Here is a 17,280-nt window from a genome sequence, read left to right as displayed (position 1 = left end):
GGCTTAAGAGGAATAAGGACCAATGACTATCAATCTGCAAAAGCCGGATATCACCGAGCTCAAGCCCCGGATCACCGTATTTGGTGTTGGCGGCGGTGGCGGCAATGCCGTCAACAATATGATCAATGCCGGTTTGCGCGGCGTGGATTTTGTCGTGGCAAACACCGACGCGCAGGCTTTGACCATGTCGAAGTCTGATCGCATCATTCAGCTTGGCGCTGCTGTCACCGAGGGTCTCGGTGCTGGATCGCAGCCGGAAGTCGGTCGTGCGGCTGCTGAAGAATGCATCGACGAAATCGTTGATCACCTCAACGGCACCCACATGTGCTTCGTCACCGCCGGTATGGGCGGCGGTACCGGCACAGGTGCTGCTCCCGTGGTTGCACGTGCTGCGCGTGAACGCGGTATCCTCACCGTCGGCGTTGTCACCAAGCCTTTCCATTTTGAAGGCGGTCGCCGCATGAAGACGGCGGATATGGGCATCGAGGATCTCCAGAAGAACGTCGATACGCTTATTGTCATTCCGAACCAGAACCTGTTCCGCATCGCCAACGACAAGACCACCTTTGCTGACGCTTTCGCAATGGCCGATCAGGTGCTCTATTCGGGCGTTGCCTGCATCACCGACCTGATGGTCAAGGAAGGCCTCATCAATCTCGACTTCGCCGACGTTCGTTCGGTGATGCGCGAAATGGGCAAGGCTATGATGGGTACGGGCGAAGCTTCGGGTGAAGGCCGTGCAATGGCCGCGGCAGAAGCTGCAATCGCCAATCCGCTGCTCGATGAAACCTCGATGCGCGGTGCCAAGGGCCTGTTGATCTCGATCACCGGTGGTCGCGACATGACCCTGTTCGAAGTTGACGAAGCTGCGACCCGCATCCGTGAAGAAGTCGATCCGGAAGCCAATATCATTCTTGGCGCGACGTTCGATGAAGGTCTTGAAGGTGTTATCCGTGTATCGGTCGTTGCCACCGGCATCGACAAGCTGCAAGGAGACGCGGCGCCTGCGCCGCTGGAATTTCGCCAGCCGGTAAAGCCCGCCACGCAGAATAAGCCGATGGCACCGCATGGTGCATTGCGTCCACCGCATATGGAGCAGCCGCGTCAGGCAGCCCCTGTCGTCCACGCGGCTCCAGTCTCTGAAGCTGAAGCCCCGGCCGCGCCGGTGGCGTCTGCTCAGCCGGATTTCCGTCCGCAGAGCCGCATTTTCCAGGCACCTGCTCCAGAAGCTTTCGAGCAGGCACCGGTTGCCCGTGCACCTATGCAGCACGCCCAGCCTGCCCAGCCGCAGCCGTATCAGCAGCCGCCGATGCAGGCAGAACCCGCCCGCGATCCGCGTCCGGCACCACGTATGCCTGCCGTTTCGGACTTCCCTCCGGTGGCACAGGCTGAGATTGCCGCTCGTCGTGCTCCACAGCCACCTGTTCAGGAAGAACGTGGACCGAAAGGTCTGCTTAATCGCCTGATGGGCGGTCTGGCGCGGCGTGAAGAAGAACAGCCGGCAGCGCGTCTCGAGCCTGCACAGCATCGCGAACCTTCCATGCGTCCGGCAGAGCGTCGCGCCCCGCAGCAGGAAGGCTCGATCTATGCACCGCGTCGCGGACAGCTTGACGATCAGGGTCGTCCTCAGCCTCGCGCAGCGGCATCGGAAGAAGAACAGCTCGAAATCCCGGCCTTCCTGCGCCGCCAGTCGAACTGATTTTCTTCATACTGAATAGGAAAAGCCCGCCTGTTTCAGGCGGGCTTTTTGTTAATAGAATGAAAGAAAGCGTGATTTTGTCTGTTGCTGGCCGCTCTCTATTTAAGGCGGCAGGAAATAAGATTATTGCACGAACGGGATGAGCGGTGAGCACATATCAGAAAACCATTGGCCATCCGATAACCCTTTCCGGTGTTGGCGTTCACGGCGGTCGACCGGCATCGGTGACTTTCTTACCCGCTGACGCGGATAGCGGGATTATCTTCCAGCGCTCTGACCTCAAAGGAAAGGCGGATGCAATTCGCGCCCATGTCTCGCAAATTGGTGCGACGGATCTCTGCACGTCGTTGGGGCCAAAAGACGCTAAGATCGATACGGTCGAACATCTGATGGCGGCGATTTCATCCCTCGGCATTGATAATTTGATTGTCGAAGTCGATGGTCCGGAAATGCCGATCATGGACGGGACATCGGCCCGCTTTTTGCAGGCTTTCGACGAGGCCGGTCTGGTGAGCCACTCGGCAAAACGCCGTTTCATGCGTGTTTTGAAGCCGGTTCGGGTTGAAGCGGGCACCTCGTGGGGCGAATTTATCCCTTATGCGGGGACTCGCTTCGAGGTTGAGATCGATTTTGATATTCCACTCATCGGGCGGCAGAAATTTGCAGCCGATATGGATTCTGCGACGTTTCGCAACGAATTGTCGAGTGCACGCACCTTCGGCTTCATGAAGGATGTCGAGCGGCTTTGGGCCGCGGGTCTGGCACTGGGATCATCGCTCGAAAATTCCTTGGTGATCGGTGACGATAATGCGGTCGTAAACCCCGGCGGACTACGTTTCCCGGATGAGTTCGTGCGTCACAAGGCGCTGGACGCGGTGGGGGACGTGGCGCTCGCGGGGCTGCCTTTTATCGGCTGTTTCCGATCCTATCGCGGTGGTCATAGGCTGAATTCGGAAACTGTTAAGGCGCTTCTGGCCGACGAGACGGCATTCGAGATCGTTGAAGCATTCTAAAGTACGCCTTTATCGTCTTAATAAATTAGCGCGTAACGTATTACGGCCATAATTGAGCCGTGTTCCCCGGTTCACCATCGCAGTTGAGTCGATTACCGTTCAGGAATATCGATTGGACCTGTTTTTTGGGTCAAGTATTGCAAGGAAGCCGCCCGTTGGCATTTTCCGGCTACAATCTGTCGATTGAATAGCTGGACGATTGCGCTCTCTTATGGTTTATGGACGGCCAAAACAGGCGTGGTAATGGTTCTTTCATTGCTCAAGCCATACGATTTGAATGGATGAAGTCGCTCAGCGATGTTAAAAGCGCGAACTGCTTCAAACGGATAAGATGCTGCCAGAAGGCTGGAGACCGCATGACGAGTTTCAAATTTACGGGTATGACGAAAACCGCGCTGTTAACGAGCGCTCTTGCCGTTCTTATCCCGCTCGCCGGTTGTGCCAGTAAGAACGACGATATCGACCTGACCAAATATGTCGATACGATCGAGCCGGCCGACAAGCTCTATAATGAAGGCCTTGCCAATCTTGATGCGGGTCGCCTTGCAGAGGCTGCAAAAAAGTTCGCTGCCGTTGACCGCCAGCATCCCTATACGGAATGGGCGCGCAAGTCGCTTGTGATGGCCGCCTTCACCAATTACCGTCAGGGCAAGTACGAAGAAGCGATCAGCATGGCCAAGCGTTATAATACGCTTTATCCGACCTCGCCTGAATCTGCCTATGCTTATTACATCATTGGCCTTTCCTATTTCCGACAGATCCCGGACGTAACGCGTGATCAGGCGGCAAGCCGCCGCGCTATCGCCGCTATGCAGGAAGTCGTCGATCGTTTCCCCGGTTCTGAATATACCGAGGATGCCAAGGCAAAAATCCGATTTGCCCGCGATCAGCTTGCCGGCAAGGAAATGCAGGTCGGACGCTACTATCTCGAGCGCAAGGAATATCTGGCCGCTATCAAGCGCTTCCGTGGCGTCGTCGAGGATTATTCTAACACCCGTCAGGTTGAGGAAGCGCTGGCGCGTCTGGTCGAAGCCTATTATGCGCTTGGCCTGACTGCAGAAGCGCAGATGGCTGCGTCTGTCCTTGGCAAGAATTTCCCGGATAGCCAATGGTACAAGGATTCCTACAAGCTGCTGCAAAGCGGTGGTCTTGAGCCGCGCGAGAATGGCGGTTCGTGGTTGTCCAAGGCCTCTTCGCTTATCACCGGCGGCAGCTCGTAAGCTGATCTCAATATGCTGTCGCACCTATCGATCCGCGATATCGTTCTGATTGAAAGGCTCGATATCGAGTTCAGGACCGGTTTGTCTGTGCTGACCGGCGAGACAGGGGCGGGCAAGTCGATCCTGCTTGATTCGCTGTCATTGGCGCTTGGCGCTCGTGGTGACGCTTCGCTGGTGCGGCATGGCGCGGATCAGGGACAGGTGACAGCGGTTTTTGATGTGCCGAGCGGTCATCCAGCCCGGCATTTCCTGAGTGAAAACGGTTTTGACGATGATGGCGACGTTATTCTGCGTCGTCTCCAGATGGGCGATGGGCGCACCCGCGTGTTCATCAACGATCAGGCAGCAAGTGTCGCGCTTCTGCGCGAACTTGGCAAAAGGCTGGTGGAAATCCACGGTCAGCATGATGATCGCGCGCTGATCGATACTAATCTGCACAGAACCCTTCTTGATGCTTTCGGTGGTCTTGATGGCGAGGCGACTTTGGTGCGTGAGCACCACAAGGCTTGGCGCGACGCAGAAACGGCCCTTTCGCGTCACCGCGCAAAGGTGGAAGCGGCGGAGCGCGAAGGCGATTATCTGCGGTCGTCCGTTGAGGAACTGACCAAGCTCGATCCGCAGCCCGGTGAAGAAGAAGACTTGGCCGAACGCCGAGCGCTTATGATGAAGTCGGAAAAGATTGCCGGTGATGTGAACGAGGCCGGAGAACTCTTGTCGGGGCAGGGATCACCTGTGCCAACATTGGCAAGCCTTGTTCGCCGACTGGAGCGCAAAATTCCCGAAGCGCCGCATCTCCTGGAGCCTGTCTGCAAAGCGATTGATGAGGCGTTGAACAGTCTTGCTTTGGCGCAGGATGGCATCGACCATGCCATGCGTGAGATTGATTTCGATCCGCGTGTTCTTGAACAGGTCGAAGAGCGGCTGTTTGCGCTGCGAGCAGCAGCGCGCAAATATTCGGTTTCCGTTGAAGGTCTGCCTGCACTGCGCGACAAAATGGATGCTGATCTGGCTGATCTTGATGCGGGTGCGGAAAAGCTTGCCCAACTTGAAAAACAGGCCAGTGACACAGGCCTTGCTTATGACAAGGTGGCAGCACGTTTGTCCGACCAGCGCAAGGACACGGCGGCGCATCTTAAATCTGCTGTCATGGCCGAGCTTCCAGCGTTGAAACTCGAAAGGGCTGAGTTCATCGTGGAAATCACCACAGACCCGCAAGCCCGTGCTGCGGAAGGCATTGATACCGTCGAATATTGGGTGCGCACCAATCCCGGCACCCGCGCAGGGCCGATGATGAAGGTGGCCTCGGGCGGCGAACTTTCGCGATTCCTCTTAGCGCTGAAAGTTGCGCTTGCCGATCGTGGTTCCGCGCCCACCCTTGTGTTTGATGAAATCGACACGGGCGTGGGCGGTGCCGTGGCGGATGCCATCGGGCAACGGCTGGCACGGTTGTCAGCGCGTGTGCAGGTGCTTTCCGTCACCCATGCGCCGCAGGTGGCAGCCCGCGCCTCCACCCATTTCCTGATTGCCAAATCGGCGACTGGCGAGGATCGCATGGCGACCTCGATCCGCGCCATCGATGTGGACGAGCGGCAGGAAGAAATCGCCCGCATGCTGGCCGGTGCCAGTATCACCGAGGAAGCACGCAAGGCGGCAGAGCGTTTGCTTGCGGAAAACAGCGCTCTGCTTCTTTAAATTTTTGTTTTCACGCATGTCTTTATCCCAAAACCGGTTCCCACTTTTGGGAGACATGCTTAAACAGCTTCTGGCAATAGCTTTGTTTGTAATGGCGGCAAGCCATAGGCTTGGCTGAATTTCTTGGCTATGGTCGCAGACGATTCAATGATCAGGTTTTATCCCGTAATGTCCGAAATCGAAGTCGAGAAACTGACCGAACTGGAAGCGAGTGCCGAGTTGGAGCGGCTGGCGCACGAAATCGCGCATCATGACGCGCTTTATCACACCAATGACCGGCCAGAAATTTCCGATGCCGACTATGATGCGCTGAAAAGGCGCAATGAAGCTATCGAGGCGCGGTTTCCACAATTGCTGCGTAACGACAGCCCTTCGCAGCGGGTGGGGGCTGCTCCTGCTGCCGGGTTTTCGACGCTTACCCATAGCCGCCCGATGCTCTCGCTCGACAATGCTTTTTCAGACGAGGATGTGCGCGATTTTGTCGGCGGCGTTTATCGTTTTCTTGGACAATTGCCTGACAACTCCATCGCCTTTACCGCAGAACCCAAGATCGACGGTCTCTCCATGTCGGTCCGGTATGAGAACGGCGTTTTGGTCAGTGCCGCAACGCGGGGCGATGGCACAACGGGCGAAAACGTCACCGCCAATATTCGTACCATTGCCGAAATCCCCAATCACCTTCCGGCCGGTGCGCCGGACGTGGTGGAAGTGCGCGGCGAAGTCTATATGGCCAAAAGCGACTTTCTGGCCCTCAATGCACAGATGGCGGCTGAAGGCAAACAGACCTATGTCAATCCGCGCAATACGGCGGCAGGGTCGCTGCGTCAGCTCGATGCGAAAGTCACGGCTACGCGCAAGCTCCGGTTTTTTGCCTATGCGTGGGGTGAAATGTCAAAGATGCCCGCCGATACGCAAGCAGGCATGGTTGAGAAATTTCGTGAATGGGGTTTTCCGGTCAATCCATTGATCAAGTGTGTTCAGAGCGTCGAAGCACTGATTGCGCATTATCGCACTATCGGTCTTGAGCGCCCCAATCTCGATTATGACATCGACGGCGTGGTCTATAAGGTAGACCGGCTTGATCTACAGACGCGCCTCGGATTTCGCTCGCGCAGTCCGCGCTGGGCCATTGCGCATAAATTTCCCGCCGAACAGGCAATTACCATTTTGCGCGGTATCGATATCCAGATCGGTCGAACAGGTGCCTTGACGCCTGTGGCGCGGCTTGAACCGATCACGGTCGGCGGCGTCGTTGTCACCAATGCGACACTGCATAATGAAGATTATATCCGAGGTCGGGGATTGAAGGGTGAGCCGATCCGCGAAGGGCGCGACATCCGCATCGGCGATACGGTGATCGTGCAGCGGGCGGGTGATGTCATTCCGCAGATTGTCGATGTGGTGCTGGAAAAGCGCCCGGTCGATACAGAAGCCTATGAATTCCCGCATCTTTGCCCCGCCTGCGGTAGTCATGCCGTGCGCGAGGAAGGCGAAGCCGTGCGCCGCTGCACGGGCGGTCTGATCTGTCCCGCGCAAGCCGTGGAGCGTATCCGGCATTTCGTGTCGCGCAATGCATTTGATATCGAGGGTCTTGGTGAAAAGCAGGTTGAATTCTTCTTTCATGCCGACGATCCCTCACTTTCTATCCGCTCGCCCGCTGATATTTTCACGCTGAAAAAGCGGCAGGCTGCATCGCCATTTAAGAAACTCGAAAACATCGACGGTTTCGGCGCAACATCGGTCAAGAAGCTCTACGATGCCATCGATGCACGCCGCGAGATCGCACTGAGCCGCTTTCTGTTTGCGCTCGGCATCCGTCATGTCGGCGAGGTCAATGCCAGGCGTTTTGCCCGCGCTTATGTTTCCTATGCGGCTTTTGAAGAGGCAGCAAAGGCGGCGCACCCGCCGCAAAAAGCGGACCGCGCTGATAAAGGCAACGAGGCCTGGCAGGATATGCTTGGCGTTGAAGGAATCGGCGCGATTGTCGCGGAAGCGGTCGTGGATTTTTATGGCGAGCCGCATAATCGCGAGGTGCTGGACGCTCTTCTCGCCGAGGTAACGCCGCTCGATGAGGCCGCACGGGTTGCGACCGGCTCGCCGGTCGAAGGCAAGACGGTGGTGTTTACGGGAAGTTTAGAGCGCATGTCACGCGATGAAGCCAAGGCCATGGCCGAGGGGTTTGGCGCCAAGACCGCAGGCTCGGTTTCCAAGAAAACCGATCTGGTGGTGGCGGGGCCGGGTGCCGGGTCCAAGCTCAACAAAGCGACAGAACTCGGCATCGAAGTCATCAGCGAAGATGACTGGTTTTCGCTGGTTGGAGAAGGATGATGGCTCCGTTCAAGGGATTTGGCGACAAGGCAATCCCGTTTCTCAAGGCGCTCGATTTTCACCAGAATCGCGAATGGTATCTGGAGAATAAGGACCTGTTTGAGGACCATCTGAAAAATCCGCTTGGGCATCTCGTGGAAGAACTGACCGCGCGTTTTGCAACAGTGGGCCTGCCGTTTCGCGGTGATCCGGTCAAATCGCAGTTCCGCATCAAGCGCGATACACGGTTTTCCAAGGACAAGGCGCCTTATAACCGGCACTTGTCGGCATTGCTGTCGGCTTCCGGCACCAAATGGGATGAGAGCGGCTGTTTTTATGTCTGCATCGGCTTGCCCGGTGTGCGCGATTGTTACGCCTGCGTGGCGTGGTGGGGCCCAAGACCGGAACTGTTGCGGGCTCTGCGCAAGGCTATCGTGGATGAGCCGGAGCGGTTTCGCGCCATGGTCAAAAAGCTCGCGAAAAATGGCTTGCAGATCAGCGATCATGACCGGTTGAAGCGAAACCCCCGCGGATTTGAAACCGTAAGTGAGCCTGACCTGGTGCAAGCTATTCGCAACCGGCATTTTGCGGTGCGCATCGAGATTGATCCCGATAGCATCACCTGTGCCGATCTTGCAGACCGGCTGGTTGATTTTGCCGAACGCGCCCGCCCGTTGATTGAATGGGTGAAGAAGATTGAAATCAGAGTGCCGCCTACAGCATCGGCCCAAAAGTCGAACCCGATTTTTGGAAAGAACGATGCGTAGATTCAATAAGTTAGAGCGTCATTTGTGCGTCCGAAAGGACGCACGGCGCTCTAGAAACGACGCGATTTGAGTATGGGACAGAGCGTGGAGCAGGGTTTCAAGGTGGTCAAAGCCTCGGCGCGGGGTGAATTTTGGGCGGGTTTCAAACGCGGCGTCCCCCTCGTTATGGCGAGTGCGCCCTTTGGCCTTTTATTCGGGGCGGTTGCTCTGGATAACGGCTTTAATATTGGTGAAGCCGTTCTGATGAGCGCCACGCTTTATGCGGGAGCCAGCCAGATGGTCGGGCTTGATCTTTTTGGTCAATCGATTGCGCCGTGGATGATCGTGCTATCGATTTTTGCGGTTAATTTCCGCCATGTTCTTTATTCGGCAACGGTCGGCCGTCGCATTGGTCATTTTACATTTCTGCAAAAAGCCATTGCATTTTTTTTGCTGGTCGATCCGCAATATGCGGAAGTCGAAATCCGCAGCGAGGCAGGCAAGAAAATCAGTTTCGCCTGGTATATGGGACTGGGGCTGACAATTTATACCTGCTGGCTGCTGGAAACGCTGCTAGGCGCGCTTTTCGGCAATCTCATCAGTGACCCTTACGCGCTGGGGCTGGATTTTCTGCTGCCGATCTATTTTCTGGGTATGGTGATGAGCTTTCGCCATCGCGAACACTGGTGGCCGGTGGTGGTTGCCAGTGCGATTGCAGCCATTGCCGCCTATCGCTTTGTCGGCTCACCATGGCATGTGACGCTGGGTGCGATGGTCGGTGTTATTCTCGCAGCCATTCTGGCCAAGCCGCAACAGGAAGAAGTGTAAGGCCATGTCCACAACGCTCTGGATCATCGCTGCGGGCGCGGTTTTAACCTATCTCACACGCATTGGCGGTCATCTTGTGCTGTCTCGTTTTGACCGGTTGCATTTTCGGGTCGAGGCGGCATTGAATGCGGTCCCTGCCGCCGTGCTGACAGCCATCGTTGCTGCGCCTGCCTCGGATCATGGCTGGCGGGAGCTGATTGTCCTTATCTTCTGCGTGTTGCTATCCCTGCGCGTCGGCTTGATGACAATGTTTTTTGCAGGCGCAGCGTTGTTGATCGCGCTGCGCCATTTTTTTCCAGCTTGATTAAAGCGGTGCGGTGGCTGCTTCCAGCCATTGCCATTCATCGCGCTTCAGATGGCCGGACAGTTTTTCCCGCACGCTTTGATGATAGGCGTTAAGCCAATCCCGCTCCTCCTGCGTGAGCAGGCTCGTGTCGATCAGGCGGCGATCAATGGGGCAGAAGGTCAGAGTCTCAAAACCGAGCATCGGTAGATCACCACCGGCTGGCACTTCAGCTTCTTTCACAATGATCAGGTTTTCAATTCGGATGCCAAACGCGCCGGGTTTGTAATAGCCGGGTTCGTTGGAAAGGATCATGCCGGGCAGCAGTTCCTGCACGCCGCGTCTGGAGAGGTTCTGCGGTCCTTCATGCACCGAGAGATAAGAGCCGACACCGTGACCGGTGCCATGCGCATAGTCGAAACCATTTTTCCACAATGCGATGCGGGCCAGCGCGTCGATGTCCTGCCCGCGTGTGCCTTTGGGAAAACGCGCCGTCGTGATGGCGATCATGCCTTTGAGCACAAGTGTGAAAGCCCGAACGGTTTCAGGCGCAATCGTGCCGATAGCGATAGTACGGGTGATGTCCGTTGTGCCATCGCGATACTGCGCGCCGGAATCAACCAGATAAAGTTCACCATCCTCAAGCTTGCGATTGGTGTCGGTGTTGACGCGGTAATGGATGATCGCCCCATCGGGCCCAGCACCGGAAATCGTGTCGAAGGAAAGGTCCTCGAGCGGCATCTGGAATTCCTGCCCGATTTTTGTGCGGCATTCTTCCAGTCTCTGTGCGGCTGAAATCTCGTCGATTGTGCCGGGTGCCTGCGCATCGAGCCATGACAGGAAATGAACCATCGCCACGCCATCACGTTTGTGGGCAGCGCGGGAACCATCCAGTTCTGCGTTGTTCTTGATAGCACGGGGCAGACGGGCAGGGTCCTTGCCTGCGATCACACTGCCGCCAGCGGAATCCACAGCAAGTCGTAGTTTTTCTGCGGCAAGAAGAGGATCGAGCAAAATGGTTTCGCCTTTTGCCGCACGTGCGCTGAGGCTGCCTTCAAGATCGGCGGGGGGGACAAGTTTTGCCAGTTGGGTGAGATAGGCGCGGGGTTCGATTGCAAGCTTACGCTCATCGATGAAAAGCTCTGGCTCACCCGTTGCCGGTATAATCGCAAAGCTTAAGGGAAGCGGCGTGTTGGAGACGTCCTTGCCACGAATATTAAAAACCCATGCAACCGATGACGGATCGGTCAGTACAGTCGCGTCTGCGCCGCTTTCCGCCACCTTCGCCTGCATTTCGCGGATCTTGTCCATGGCTTCATGGCCGGAAAAGCGTGCGGGCTGAATGGTGACAGGCGCAAGCGGCGCTTCCGGCTGGTCGTCCCAAATGGCATCGATAAGGTTGGTTGCAATCGGGACCAGCTTGCCGCCCTGCTTTTCTAGCGCGTCATGCAGCGACTGCGCTTCGGAAATGGTGTGCAGCCATGGATCAAAGCCGATGGTCAGACCTTTGCCGTTTTCGCTTAGCCATTGTGCGGGCGGATTGGTGACGAGGCTTGCATAGGAAAAGACTTTTGCATCCGTCTGTGTGCGAACCTGCAATTCATAGCGACCATCAACGAAAATGAAGGCGCGGTCCTTGAGGATGAGCGCGCTACCCGCCGAGCCTGTAAAGCCTGTCAACCAGCCCAGGCGCTGGGCGCGCGGTGGCACATATTCGCCTTGATGCTCATCAGCACGCGGCACCAGAAAACCGTCGAGGCGAAGCTCGGCCATTTTTTCGCGCAATTTCGCCACGCGCGGTGCGCCATTGGCGGGGTCAGTTGAAACGTCAAAAGTCTGAAAAGCCATGATGGTCACTCACAACGGATGGGATCAATTAGAGTATTATTTCAGATGGATTGTTACCCAGCCTTCGCGATGCAGCGTTTTTTGATGGGTCAGCCCTTGCGCCTGATAGGCAGCACACACCGCATCATGCTGACTGTCGAGAATGCCGGAAAGAATGATCGAGCCGCCAGTCGCCAGATGCGTTTTAAGCGATGGTGCCAGTTCCATCAGCGGGTTGGCGAGGATATTGGCGACAATGAGATCGAAAGGTGTATAGGAGCGAAAGACCGGATGATCGAAACCTTCCGCTGTAGCCGTAACGATATGCTCGGAAACACCGTTGATGAGCGTATTTTCAGCCGCAACCGTGACAGCAATCGGATCGATATCTGTGGCAAGAACCGGAATGGGTGCAAGCTTGGCGATGGCAATGGCGAGAACCGCGCTTCCGGTGCCAAGATCAAGCGCATTGGTCGGGTGTTCACGCTCGACCACTTCCTCGATCATTTCCAGACAGCCGGACGTGGTGCCATGATGGCCGGTGCCGAAAGCCTGACCTGCATCGATTTCGATGGCAATATCACCGGGTTCGATCTTGTCGCGATCATGGGAACCGAAAACGAAAAAGCGCCCGGCGCGCACTGGCTTCAGGCCTTCCAGAGAATGCGTCACCCAGTCGATGTCGGGAAGTTCTTCACTCTCGAATTTTCCAGCACCTGCAAGGGCGTCAATGCGGGTTGCAACCTCCTCCAATCCGTGCTCGATATAGACGGATACCTCAAAAATCTGGCGGTCCTCATCGATTTCCGTAATCGCGACGGGAAAGCCGTCTTCCTCAAAAGCCTGTTCGAGAATGCCATAAATGCGTTCGGCTTCCGCCTTGTCGCTTGAGAAGAAAAACCGTGATTGTACCATGAGGGTAAAAGCGCTCCAATTATCGAGAGCGCATCCCGAAAAGTGTGAAACGTTTTCGGAAAAGATGCGCGTCAAATCAAACAATGAGAGCGCCGATCTTATAAAGTCAGATCGAACCGCGCTCCAGAGCTTCTATTTACCCTCTGTCGCCCGTCGCGTCTATCTGGGCGGACGGTTTGCAAGCTAAAAACTATTGCGGCTTCTGCACCGAGGCAACAGAAGCACCTTTGGCCAGATTCTTGAGCTTTTGTAGTGCTGTATCGGAATTTTCCTGATAGGCGATTGTGCTACGGAAATGACCGCCCTTGTCGAGCAGGAAGACCGAGGCCGTATGATCCATGGTGTAATCACCGTCTTCGCTCGGCACTTTCTTGGCATAGACGTGATAGGATTTGACCATGGAAGCAATATTGCCCGGCGTGCCGGTTATACCAATGATACGCTTGGATACATTGCCGACATAGGTATTCATGACCTCCTGCGTGTCGCGTTCGGGATCTACCGTGACGAAATAGGCCTTGATATTCTCACCGTCCGGGCCAAGCTGATCGAGCCATCCGTCCAACTCATAAAGGGTGGTCGGGCAAACGTCCGGGCAGTGCGTGAAGCCGAAGAAGATGGCTGTTGGCGTGGCACGCAGTTCTTTTTCGGTGAATTTCTGCCCATCCATCGTCACGAGATCAAGCGGTCCGCCAAAGGGCTCTTTGGCTGCTTCCTTGTCACGGATCATGTTGAAGCCCGCAGCGCCAACGATCACGACGATGAAAGCTATGATGAAAATTGGCAGAAATTTTTTCATGTCCACACTACCATAATTTGTCTTATGCCTTATCGCACAGGATAGGGTTCAATTGCATTGTTATCGGCTGGGGCAAGTCAGCGCACAGGATGCCGTTTTGGTCCCTTCTAACACAATACGGAAATTTCAGAAAGTTTTGAAATGAGTGAGAATGAAGATCTGCGTTTCCAGAATAGCGAACCACGCATTCATTCAACCGCACAGCTCAAATCCGTCAAGCTTGGACGCTATGCCGAGATCGGCGAGCGTGTCATTCTGCGCGAGGTGACGGTGGGCGATTTCAGCTATTTTGAGCGTAACGGCGAAGGCATCTATACCGAGATTGGAAAATTCTGCTCGATTGCCGCCAATGTACGCATCAACGCGCTTGAACATCCCATGGAACGGCTCACGACGCATAAGATCAGCTATCGTCCAAACGAATATTTCCGCTATCTGGGGCTGGATGCTGATTTTCGCAGCCGTCGGCAGCAAAGAAAGGTGATCGTCGGCCATGATGTCTGGGTTGGTCACGGCGCGGTGATTACGCCCGGCGTCACCATTGGCCATGGTGCGGTGATTGGTGCCAATGCGGTTGTAACAAAGGATGTCGCACCTTACAGCATTATGGGTGGCGTTCCGGCACATATCATCCGCAAGCGCTTTGACGACCTCACCATTGAGCGGCTGTTGGCGCTCCGTTGGTGGGACTGGCCTGTGGAAAAGCTCTATGAGGTGATTCCGGATATTCAGACGCTTGCAATTGATGCTTTTCTGGAAAAGTGGGAAGGCTGAAACACGCTCTTGCAAAGCCATTTGCATACTCCCATTTCTCATTGCACGAACAGGAGAGTGACTATGGCCGGATTGAGAAAAATTGCGCCGTTTGTGTTGGCGCCTATGCTTGCCATTACAGCTTCAATGCCCGGCTTTGCAGAAGAAGTGGGCAAGGTGGGCGTTGACTGGGTTGGCAATGATATCGTGATCGATGCGGTCGCCGATCCAAAAATCAAGGGTGTCACCTGCCATCTTGCATCTTTTTCGCGCAGCATGATCGACCGATTGCAGAAGGGGAAATGGTTTGAAGATCCGTCCAATGCCTCTATTTCCTGCGAACAGACCGGCCCTATCACCATCGGTGATATCAAACTGGGCCGGAAGGGCGAGCGGGTGTTTTCTGACCGCACAAGCCTGATCTGGAAAAAGCTGGTGATCACGCGCATTTATGATCAAAAAAACAATACGCTGCTTTATCTGGCACATGCTGCACAGGTCCAGGACGGCTCCGCCAAGACCTCGCTTTCAACGGTCCCGCTCTATAAGGGCGATGTCACGTGGGAAAAGGGCAAGCCAGAATAGGCTTGCCGGGTTCACACCGGTTTCACAAAACCATCCAATACCCGTTTTTGACCGGCCCTGTCGAAATCGATTGTGAGCTTGTTGCCATCTATAACCGTCACAGTGCCGTTTCCGAATTTCATATGGAACACACGGTCACCAATCTTGAAGACAGACGGCGTGTCAGCCACCGATTTCGCCACCAGCTCACCGTCGATGGTGCGTCCCTTCACCGAGCCGCGTCCGGCCCCGAAGCCAGAATCGGTTTCGCCATAGCCGATACGCTCGACGTTGGCACCTGAGCGCGAACCCCAATTGTTGCGCGTGGCGTCCGAGCGGTTTTGCTGCGCGCGCTGCCAGCCTGGTGTCGAATAGGTGTTCTGGAACGGGTCGGCGCGGTCAAAGCGCGATTGGCCATAACCGCTATTGCCGTAGCCGCCGTAATTGCCTTCCAGTTCCGCCACCTCGACATGGGTGACAGGCAGTTCTTCAAGAAAGCGCGACGGAATGGTCGATTGCCACATGCCATGAATGCGTCGGTTGGAGACGAACCAGATATGCAGGTTTTTCTTGGCGCGGGTGACGCCGACATAGGCAAGGCGGCGCTCTTCCTCAAGGCCGGAGCGTCCACCTTCATCGAGCGCGCGCTGGTGCGGAAACAGCCCTTCTTCCCAGCCGGGCAGGAAGACGGTTTCAAATTCCAGCCCCTTGGCTGAATGCAGCGTCATGATGTTGACGGCATCCATATCCTCATTTTTCTCGGCATCCATGACCAGCGCCACATGCTCAAGGAAGCCGCGCAGGCTCTCATAGTCCTCCATGGAACGGATGAGTTCCTTGAGATTTTCGAGCCGTCCCGGCGCTTCCGCGCTTTTGTCGTTTTGCCACATGGCCGTGTAACCGGATTCATCCAGAATCGTTTCGGCCAGTTCCGTATGCGATGTGCTGTCGAGAAGCGACTGCCAGCGGCGAAAATTATCGACCACGCCGCGTAGTGCGGAGCGCGGTTTGGGTTTGAGTTCCTCGGTTTCGACCAGATCGCAGGCGGCCGCAAACATCGAAAGATCCCGCGCGCGGGCATAGTCGTGCACCTGCCGGATTGCCGCTTCGCCAAGGCCGCGCTTAGGCGTGTTTATGATGCGCTCCAGCGCCAGATCGTCGGCAGGCTGGGCGACCACGCGCAGGTAAGCCATGGCGTCGCGGATTTCGAGGCGCTCATAAAAGCGTGGGCCACCAATGACGCGGTAATTGAGGCCAAGCGTTACAAAACGGTCTTCAAACTCACGCATCTGGAACGAGGCGCGCACAAGGATAGCCATATTGTTGAGGAGATGACCTTGTCGCTGCGCTTGCTCGATTGTCTCGCCCACCGCACGCGCTTCCTCCTCCGAATCCCAGGCTGCATGCACTTTGACACGCGGATCATCGGGATTGGGTGCTTCGGTAAACAGCGTCTTGCCCAGACGTCCCTCATTATGTGCAATCAGGTGTGCCGCTGTTCCCAGAATATGCGCGGTGGAACGGTAATTGCGCTCCAGCTTGATGACGACTGCGCCCGGAAAATCCTTGTCGAAGCGCAGGATATTATCCACTTCCGCGCCGCGCCAGCCATAGATCGACTGATCATCATCGCCAACACAGCACAGGTTGACCTGTGCTGATTTATTTGCGCTCACGCCGAGTGCGCTTTGCTCACCGGCTCCGCGGGGGCCTCGCAACGGCTCGGACGCCCTATCGGGCTGTAGGGGTGTGTGTCCGGCTTGTGTTGCAGGGGCTGTGGCCTTGACTTGAGGCCTTTGCGCAAGCAGGCGCAGCCAGAGATATTGCGCAGTGTTGGTGTCCTGATACTCGTCCACCAGAATATAGCGGAATTTTGCGTGATACTCGCGCAGGATATCCGGGTGATTACGGAAAATACGGATCGGATGCAGCAACAGGTCGCCGAAATCACAGGCGTTCAGCGTGCGCAGGCGCTCCTGATAGGCTTGATAGAGTTCGCGTCCCTTGCCATTGCCAAAAGACCGCGCATCGCCTTCCGGTATATCGGACGGCGAAAACCCCTTGTTCTTCCAGCCATCAATCATATTTGCGAACGTGCGGGCAGGCCAGCGTTTGTCATCCAGACCCTCAGCCTGAATAAGCTGCTTGATCAGCCGGATCACATCGTCGGTATCGAGAATCGTGAAATCAGAAGTGAGATTGACCAGCTCCGCATGACGGCGCAAAAGCTTCACGCCGATGGAGTGAAACGTGCCTAGCCATGGCATGCCTTCAACAGCACCACCAACCAGATGGCCTATGCGCTCCTTCATCTCGCGCGACGCTTTGTTGGTGAAGGTCACGGCGAGAATCTGGCTCGGATAGGCAAGCCCCGTGGACAGAATATGCGCGATGCGCGTGGTGAGAACGCGGGTCTTGCCCGTACCCGCACCCGCCAGTACCAGAACCGGGCCTTCGGTGGTCAGCACGGCCTGTTTCTGTTCGGGGTTGAGGCCTTTGAGATAATCAGGTTCGCCATGTTGCTGGTTGCGTGCGGCCATTGCGCGTGCAGCAATAGAGCCGGAAGCGGGCGCACGGCCTGCCGGTGTTTCGTCGCCGAAAAACGGCATATCATCAGGGAAATCAGACATTGGA

The 17,280-nt window shown here is 56.0% G+C and carries 14 protein-coding genes; 10 read left to right on the top strand and 4 right to left on the bottom strand.

Annotation, left to right across the window (positions count from 1 at the left end; all coding sequences use genetic code 11):
* Positions 1-22 precede the first annotated feature (22 nt).
* The 8 genes from ftsZ to AAIB41_RS05950 all read left to right on the top strand — a co-directional run bounded on the left by ftsZ (position 23) and on the right by AAIB41_RS05950 (position 9,809).
* Positions 23-1,699: a cell division protein FtsZ gene (gene ftsZ / locus AAIB41_RS05985; RefSeq protein ID WP_343312336.1), complete on the top strand. Its 1,677-nt coding sequence runs from the start codon at positions 23-25 to the stop codon at positions 1,697-1,699.
* 146 nt (positions 1,700-1,845) lie between these two features.
* Complete coding sequence (lpxC, locus tag AAIB41_RS05980; RefSeq protein WP_343312335.1) at positions 1,846-2,712, top strand: UDP-3-O-acyl-N-acetylglucosamine deacetylase; 867 nt, start codon at positions 1,846-1,848, stop codon at positions 2,710-2,712.
* A 356-nt stretch (positions 2,713-3,068) separates the two neighbouring features.
* The gene (locus AAIB41_RS05975; protein WP_343312334.1) at positions 3,069-3,932 is read left to right on the top strand and encodes an outer membrane protein assembly factor BamD; all 864 of its coding nucleotides are present in this window, start codon (positions 3,069-3,071) and stop codon (positions 3,930-3,932) included.
* Between the two features lie 12 nt (positions 3,933-3,944).
* Positions 3,945-5,624: a DNA repair protein RecN gene (recN, locus tag AAIB41_RS05970; RefSeq protein WP_343312332.1), complete on the top strand. Its 1,680-nt coding sequence runs from the start codon at positions 3,945-3,947 to the stop codon at positions 5,622-5,624.
* Positions 5,625-5,792: 168 nt separating this feature from the next.
* Complete coding sequence (ligA, locus tag AAIB41_RS05965) at positions 5,793-7,952, top strand: NAD-dependent DNA ligase LigA (protein WP_343312331.1); 2,160 nt, start codon at positions 5,793-5,795, stop codon at positions 7,950-7,952.
* Complete coding sequence (locus AAIB41_RS05960; protein ID WP_343314681.1) at positions 7,952-8,698, top strand: TIGR02453 family protein; 747 nt, start codon at positions 7,952-7,954, stop codon at positions 8,696-8,698. The genes ligA and AAIB41_RS05960 overlap by 1 nt, the downstream gene beginning before the upstream one ends.
* Before the next feature lie 72 nt (positions 8,699-8,770).
* Positions 8,771-9,505 carry an AzlC family ABC transporter permease gene (locus AAIB41_RS05955; RefSeq protein ID WP_343312330.1) on the top strand — a complete coding sequence of 245 codons (735 nt, stop codon included), beginning with the start codon at positions 8,771-8,773 and terminating at the stop codon, positions 9,503-9,505.
* 4 nt (positions 9,506-9,509) lie between these two features.
* A complete protein-coding gene (locus AAIB41_RS05950) occupies positions 9,510-9,809 on the top strand; it encodes an AzlD domain-containing protein (RefSeq protein ID WP_343312329.1) in 300 nt (99 codons plus the stop codon).
* Here the strand turns inward: AAIB41_RS05950 and AAIB41_RS05945 are convergent, their stop codons facing one another.
* The 3 genes from AAIB41_RS05945 to AAIB41_RS05935 form a co-directional block, all read right to left on the bottom strand.
* On the bottom strand, positions 9,810-11,636 hold the full coding sequence (locus AAIB41_RS05945; protein WP_343312328.1) for an aminopeptidase P family protein: 1,827 nt from the start codon (positions 11,634-11,636) through the stop codon (positions 9,810-9,812).
* Between the two features lie 36 nt (positions 11,637-11,672).
* Positions 11,673-12,530: a 50S ribosomal protein L11 methyltransferase gene (locus AAIB41_RS05940; protein ID WP_343312327.1), complete on the bottom strand. Its 858-nt coding sequence runs from the start codon at positions 12,528-12,530 to the stop codon at positions 11,673-11,675.
* Positions 12,531-12,720: 190 nt separating this feature from the next.
* A complete protein-coding gene (locus AAIB41_RS05935; protein WP_343312326.1) occupies positions 12,721-13,329 on the bottom strand; it encodes an SCO family protein in 609 nt (202 codons plus the stop codon).
* Positions 13,330-13,470: 141 nt separating this feature from the next.
* On the opposite strand from AAIB41_RS05935, the gene AAIB41_RS05930 reads away from it, so the two are divergent.
* Both AAIB41_RS05930 and AAIB41_RS05925 read left to right on the top strand, forming a co-directional pair.
* A complete protein-coding gene (locus tag AAIB41_RS05930; RefSeq protein ID WP_343312325.1) occupies positions 13,471-14,103 on the top strand; it encodes a DapH/DapD/GlmU-related protein in 633 nt (210 codons plus the stop codon).
* 63 nt (positions 14,104-14,166) lie between these two features.
* Positions 14,167-14,667, top strand: coding sequence for a CreA family protein (locus AAIB41_RS05925; protein WP_343312324.1), 501 nt, complete (start codon positions 14,167-14,169; stop codon positions 14,665-14,667).
* Between the two features lie 11 nt (positions 14,668-14,678).
* Here the strand turns inward: AAIB41_RS05925 and AAIB41_RS05920 are convergent, their stop codons facing one another.
* Complete coding sequence (locus AAIB41_RS05920; protein ID WP_343312323.1) at positions 14,679-17,276, bottom strand: UvrD-helicase domain-containing protein; 2,598 nt, start codon at positions 17,274-17,276, stop codon at positions 14,679-14,681.
* Between the last annotated feature and the right edge of the window lie 4 nt (positions 17,277-17,280).

The sequence above is a fragment of the Brucella sp. BE17 genome, assembly GCF_039545455.1.
In the GTDB taxonomy this organism is placed as follows: domain Bacteria; phylum Pseudomonadota; class Alphaproteobacteria; order Rhizobiales; family Rhizobiaceae; genus Brucella.
The sequence above is the reverse complement of the archived record's forward strand: the minus strand, read 5'-3'. Positions and strand labels throughout refer to the sequence as shown.

Excerpts from the sequence above, each read along its gene's own strand:
- ftsZ (WP_343312336.1), top strand. The coding sequence starts at position 23 with ATGACTATCAATCTGCAAAAGCCGGATATCACCGAGCTCAAGCCCCGG.
- AAIB41_RS05975 (WP_343312334.1), top strand. The coding sequence starts at position 3,069 with ATGACGAGTTTCAAATTTACGGGTATGACGAAAACCGCGCTGTTAACG.
- recN (WP_343312332.1), top strand. The coding sequence starts at position 3,945 with ATGCTGTCGCACCTATCGATCCGCGATATCGTTCTGATTGAAAGGCTC.
- ligA (WP_343312331.1), top strand. The coding sequence starts at position 5,793 with ATGTCCGAAATCGAAGTCGAGAAACTGACCGAACTGGAAGCGAGTGCC.
- AAIB41_RS05960 (WP_343314681.1), top strand. The coding sequence starts at position 7,952 with ATGGCTCCGTTCAAGGGATTTGGCGACAAGGCAATCCCGTTTCTCAAG.
- AAIB41_RS05955 (WP_343312330.1), top strand. The coding sequence starts at position 8,771 with ATGGGACAGAGCGTGGAGCAGGGTTTCAAGGTGGTCAAAGCCTCGGCG.
- AAIB41_RS05950 (WP_343312329.1), top strand. The coding sequence starts at position 9,510 with ATGTCCACAACGCTCTGGATCATCGCTGCGGGCGCGGTTTTAACCTAT.
- AAIB41_RS05945 (WP_343312328.1), bottom strand. The coding sequence starts at position 11,636 with ATGGCTTTTCAGACTTTTGACGTTTCAACTGACCCCGCCAATGGCGCA.
- AAIB41_RS05940 (WP_343312327.1), bottom strand. The coding sequence starts at position 12,530 with ATGGTACAATCACGGTTTTTCTTCTCAAGCGACAAGGCGGAAGCCGAA.
- AAIB41_RS05935 (WP_343312326.1), bottom strand. The coding sequence starts at position 13,329 with ATGAAAAAATTTCTGCCAATTTTCATCATAGCTTTCATCGTCGTGATC.
- AAIB41_RS05930 (WP_343312325.1), top strand. The coding sequence starts at position 13,471 with ATGAGTGAGAATGAAGATCTGCGTTTCCAGAATAGCGAACCACGCATT.
- AAIB41_RS05925 (WP_343312324.1), top strand. The coding sequence starts at position 14,167 with ATGGCCGGATTGAGAAAAATTGCGCCGTTTGTGTTGGCGCCTATGCTT.
- AAIB41_RS05920 (WP_343312323.1), bottom strand. The coding sequence starts at position 17,276 with ATGTCTGATTTCCCTGATGATATGCCGTTTTTCGGCGACGAAACACCG.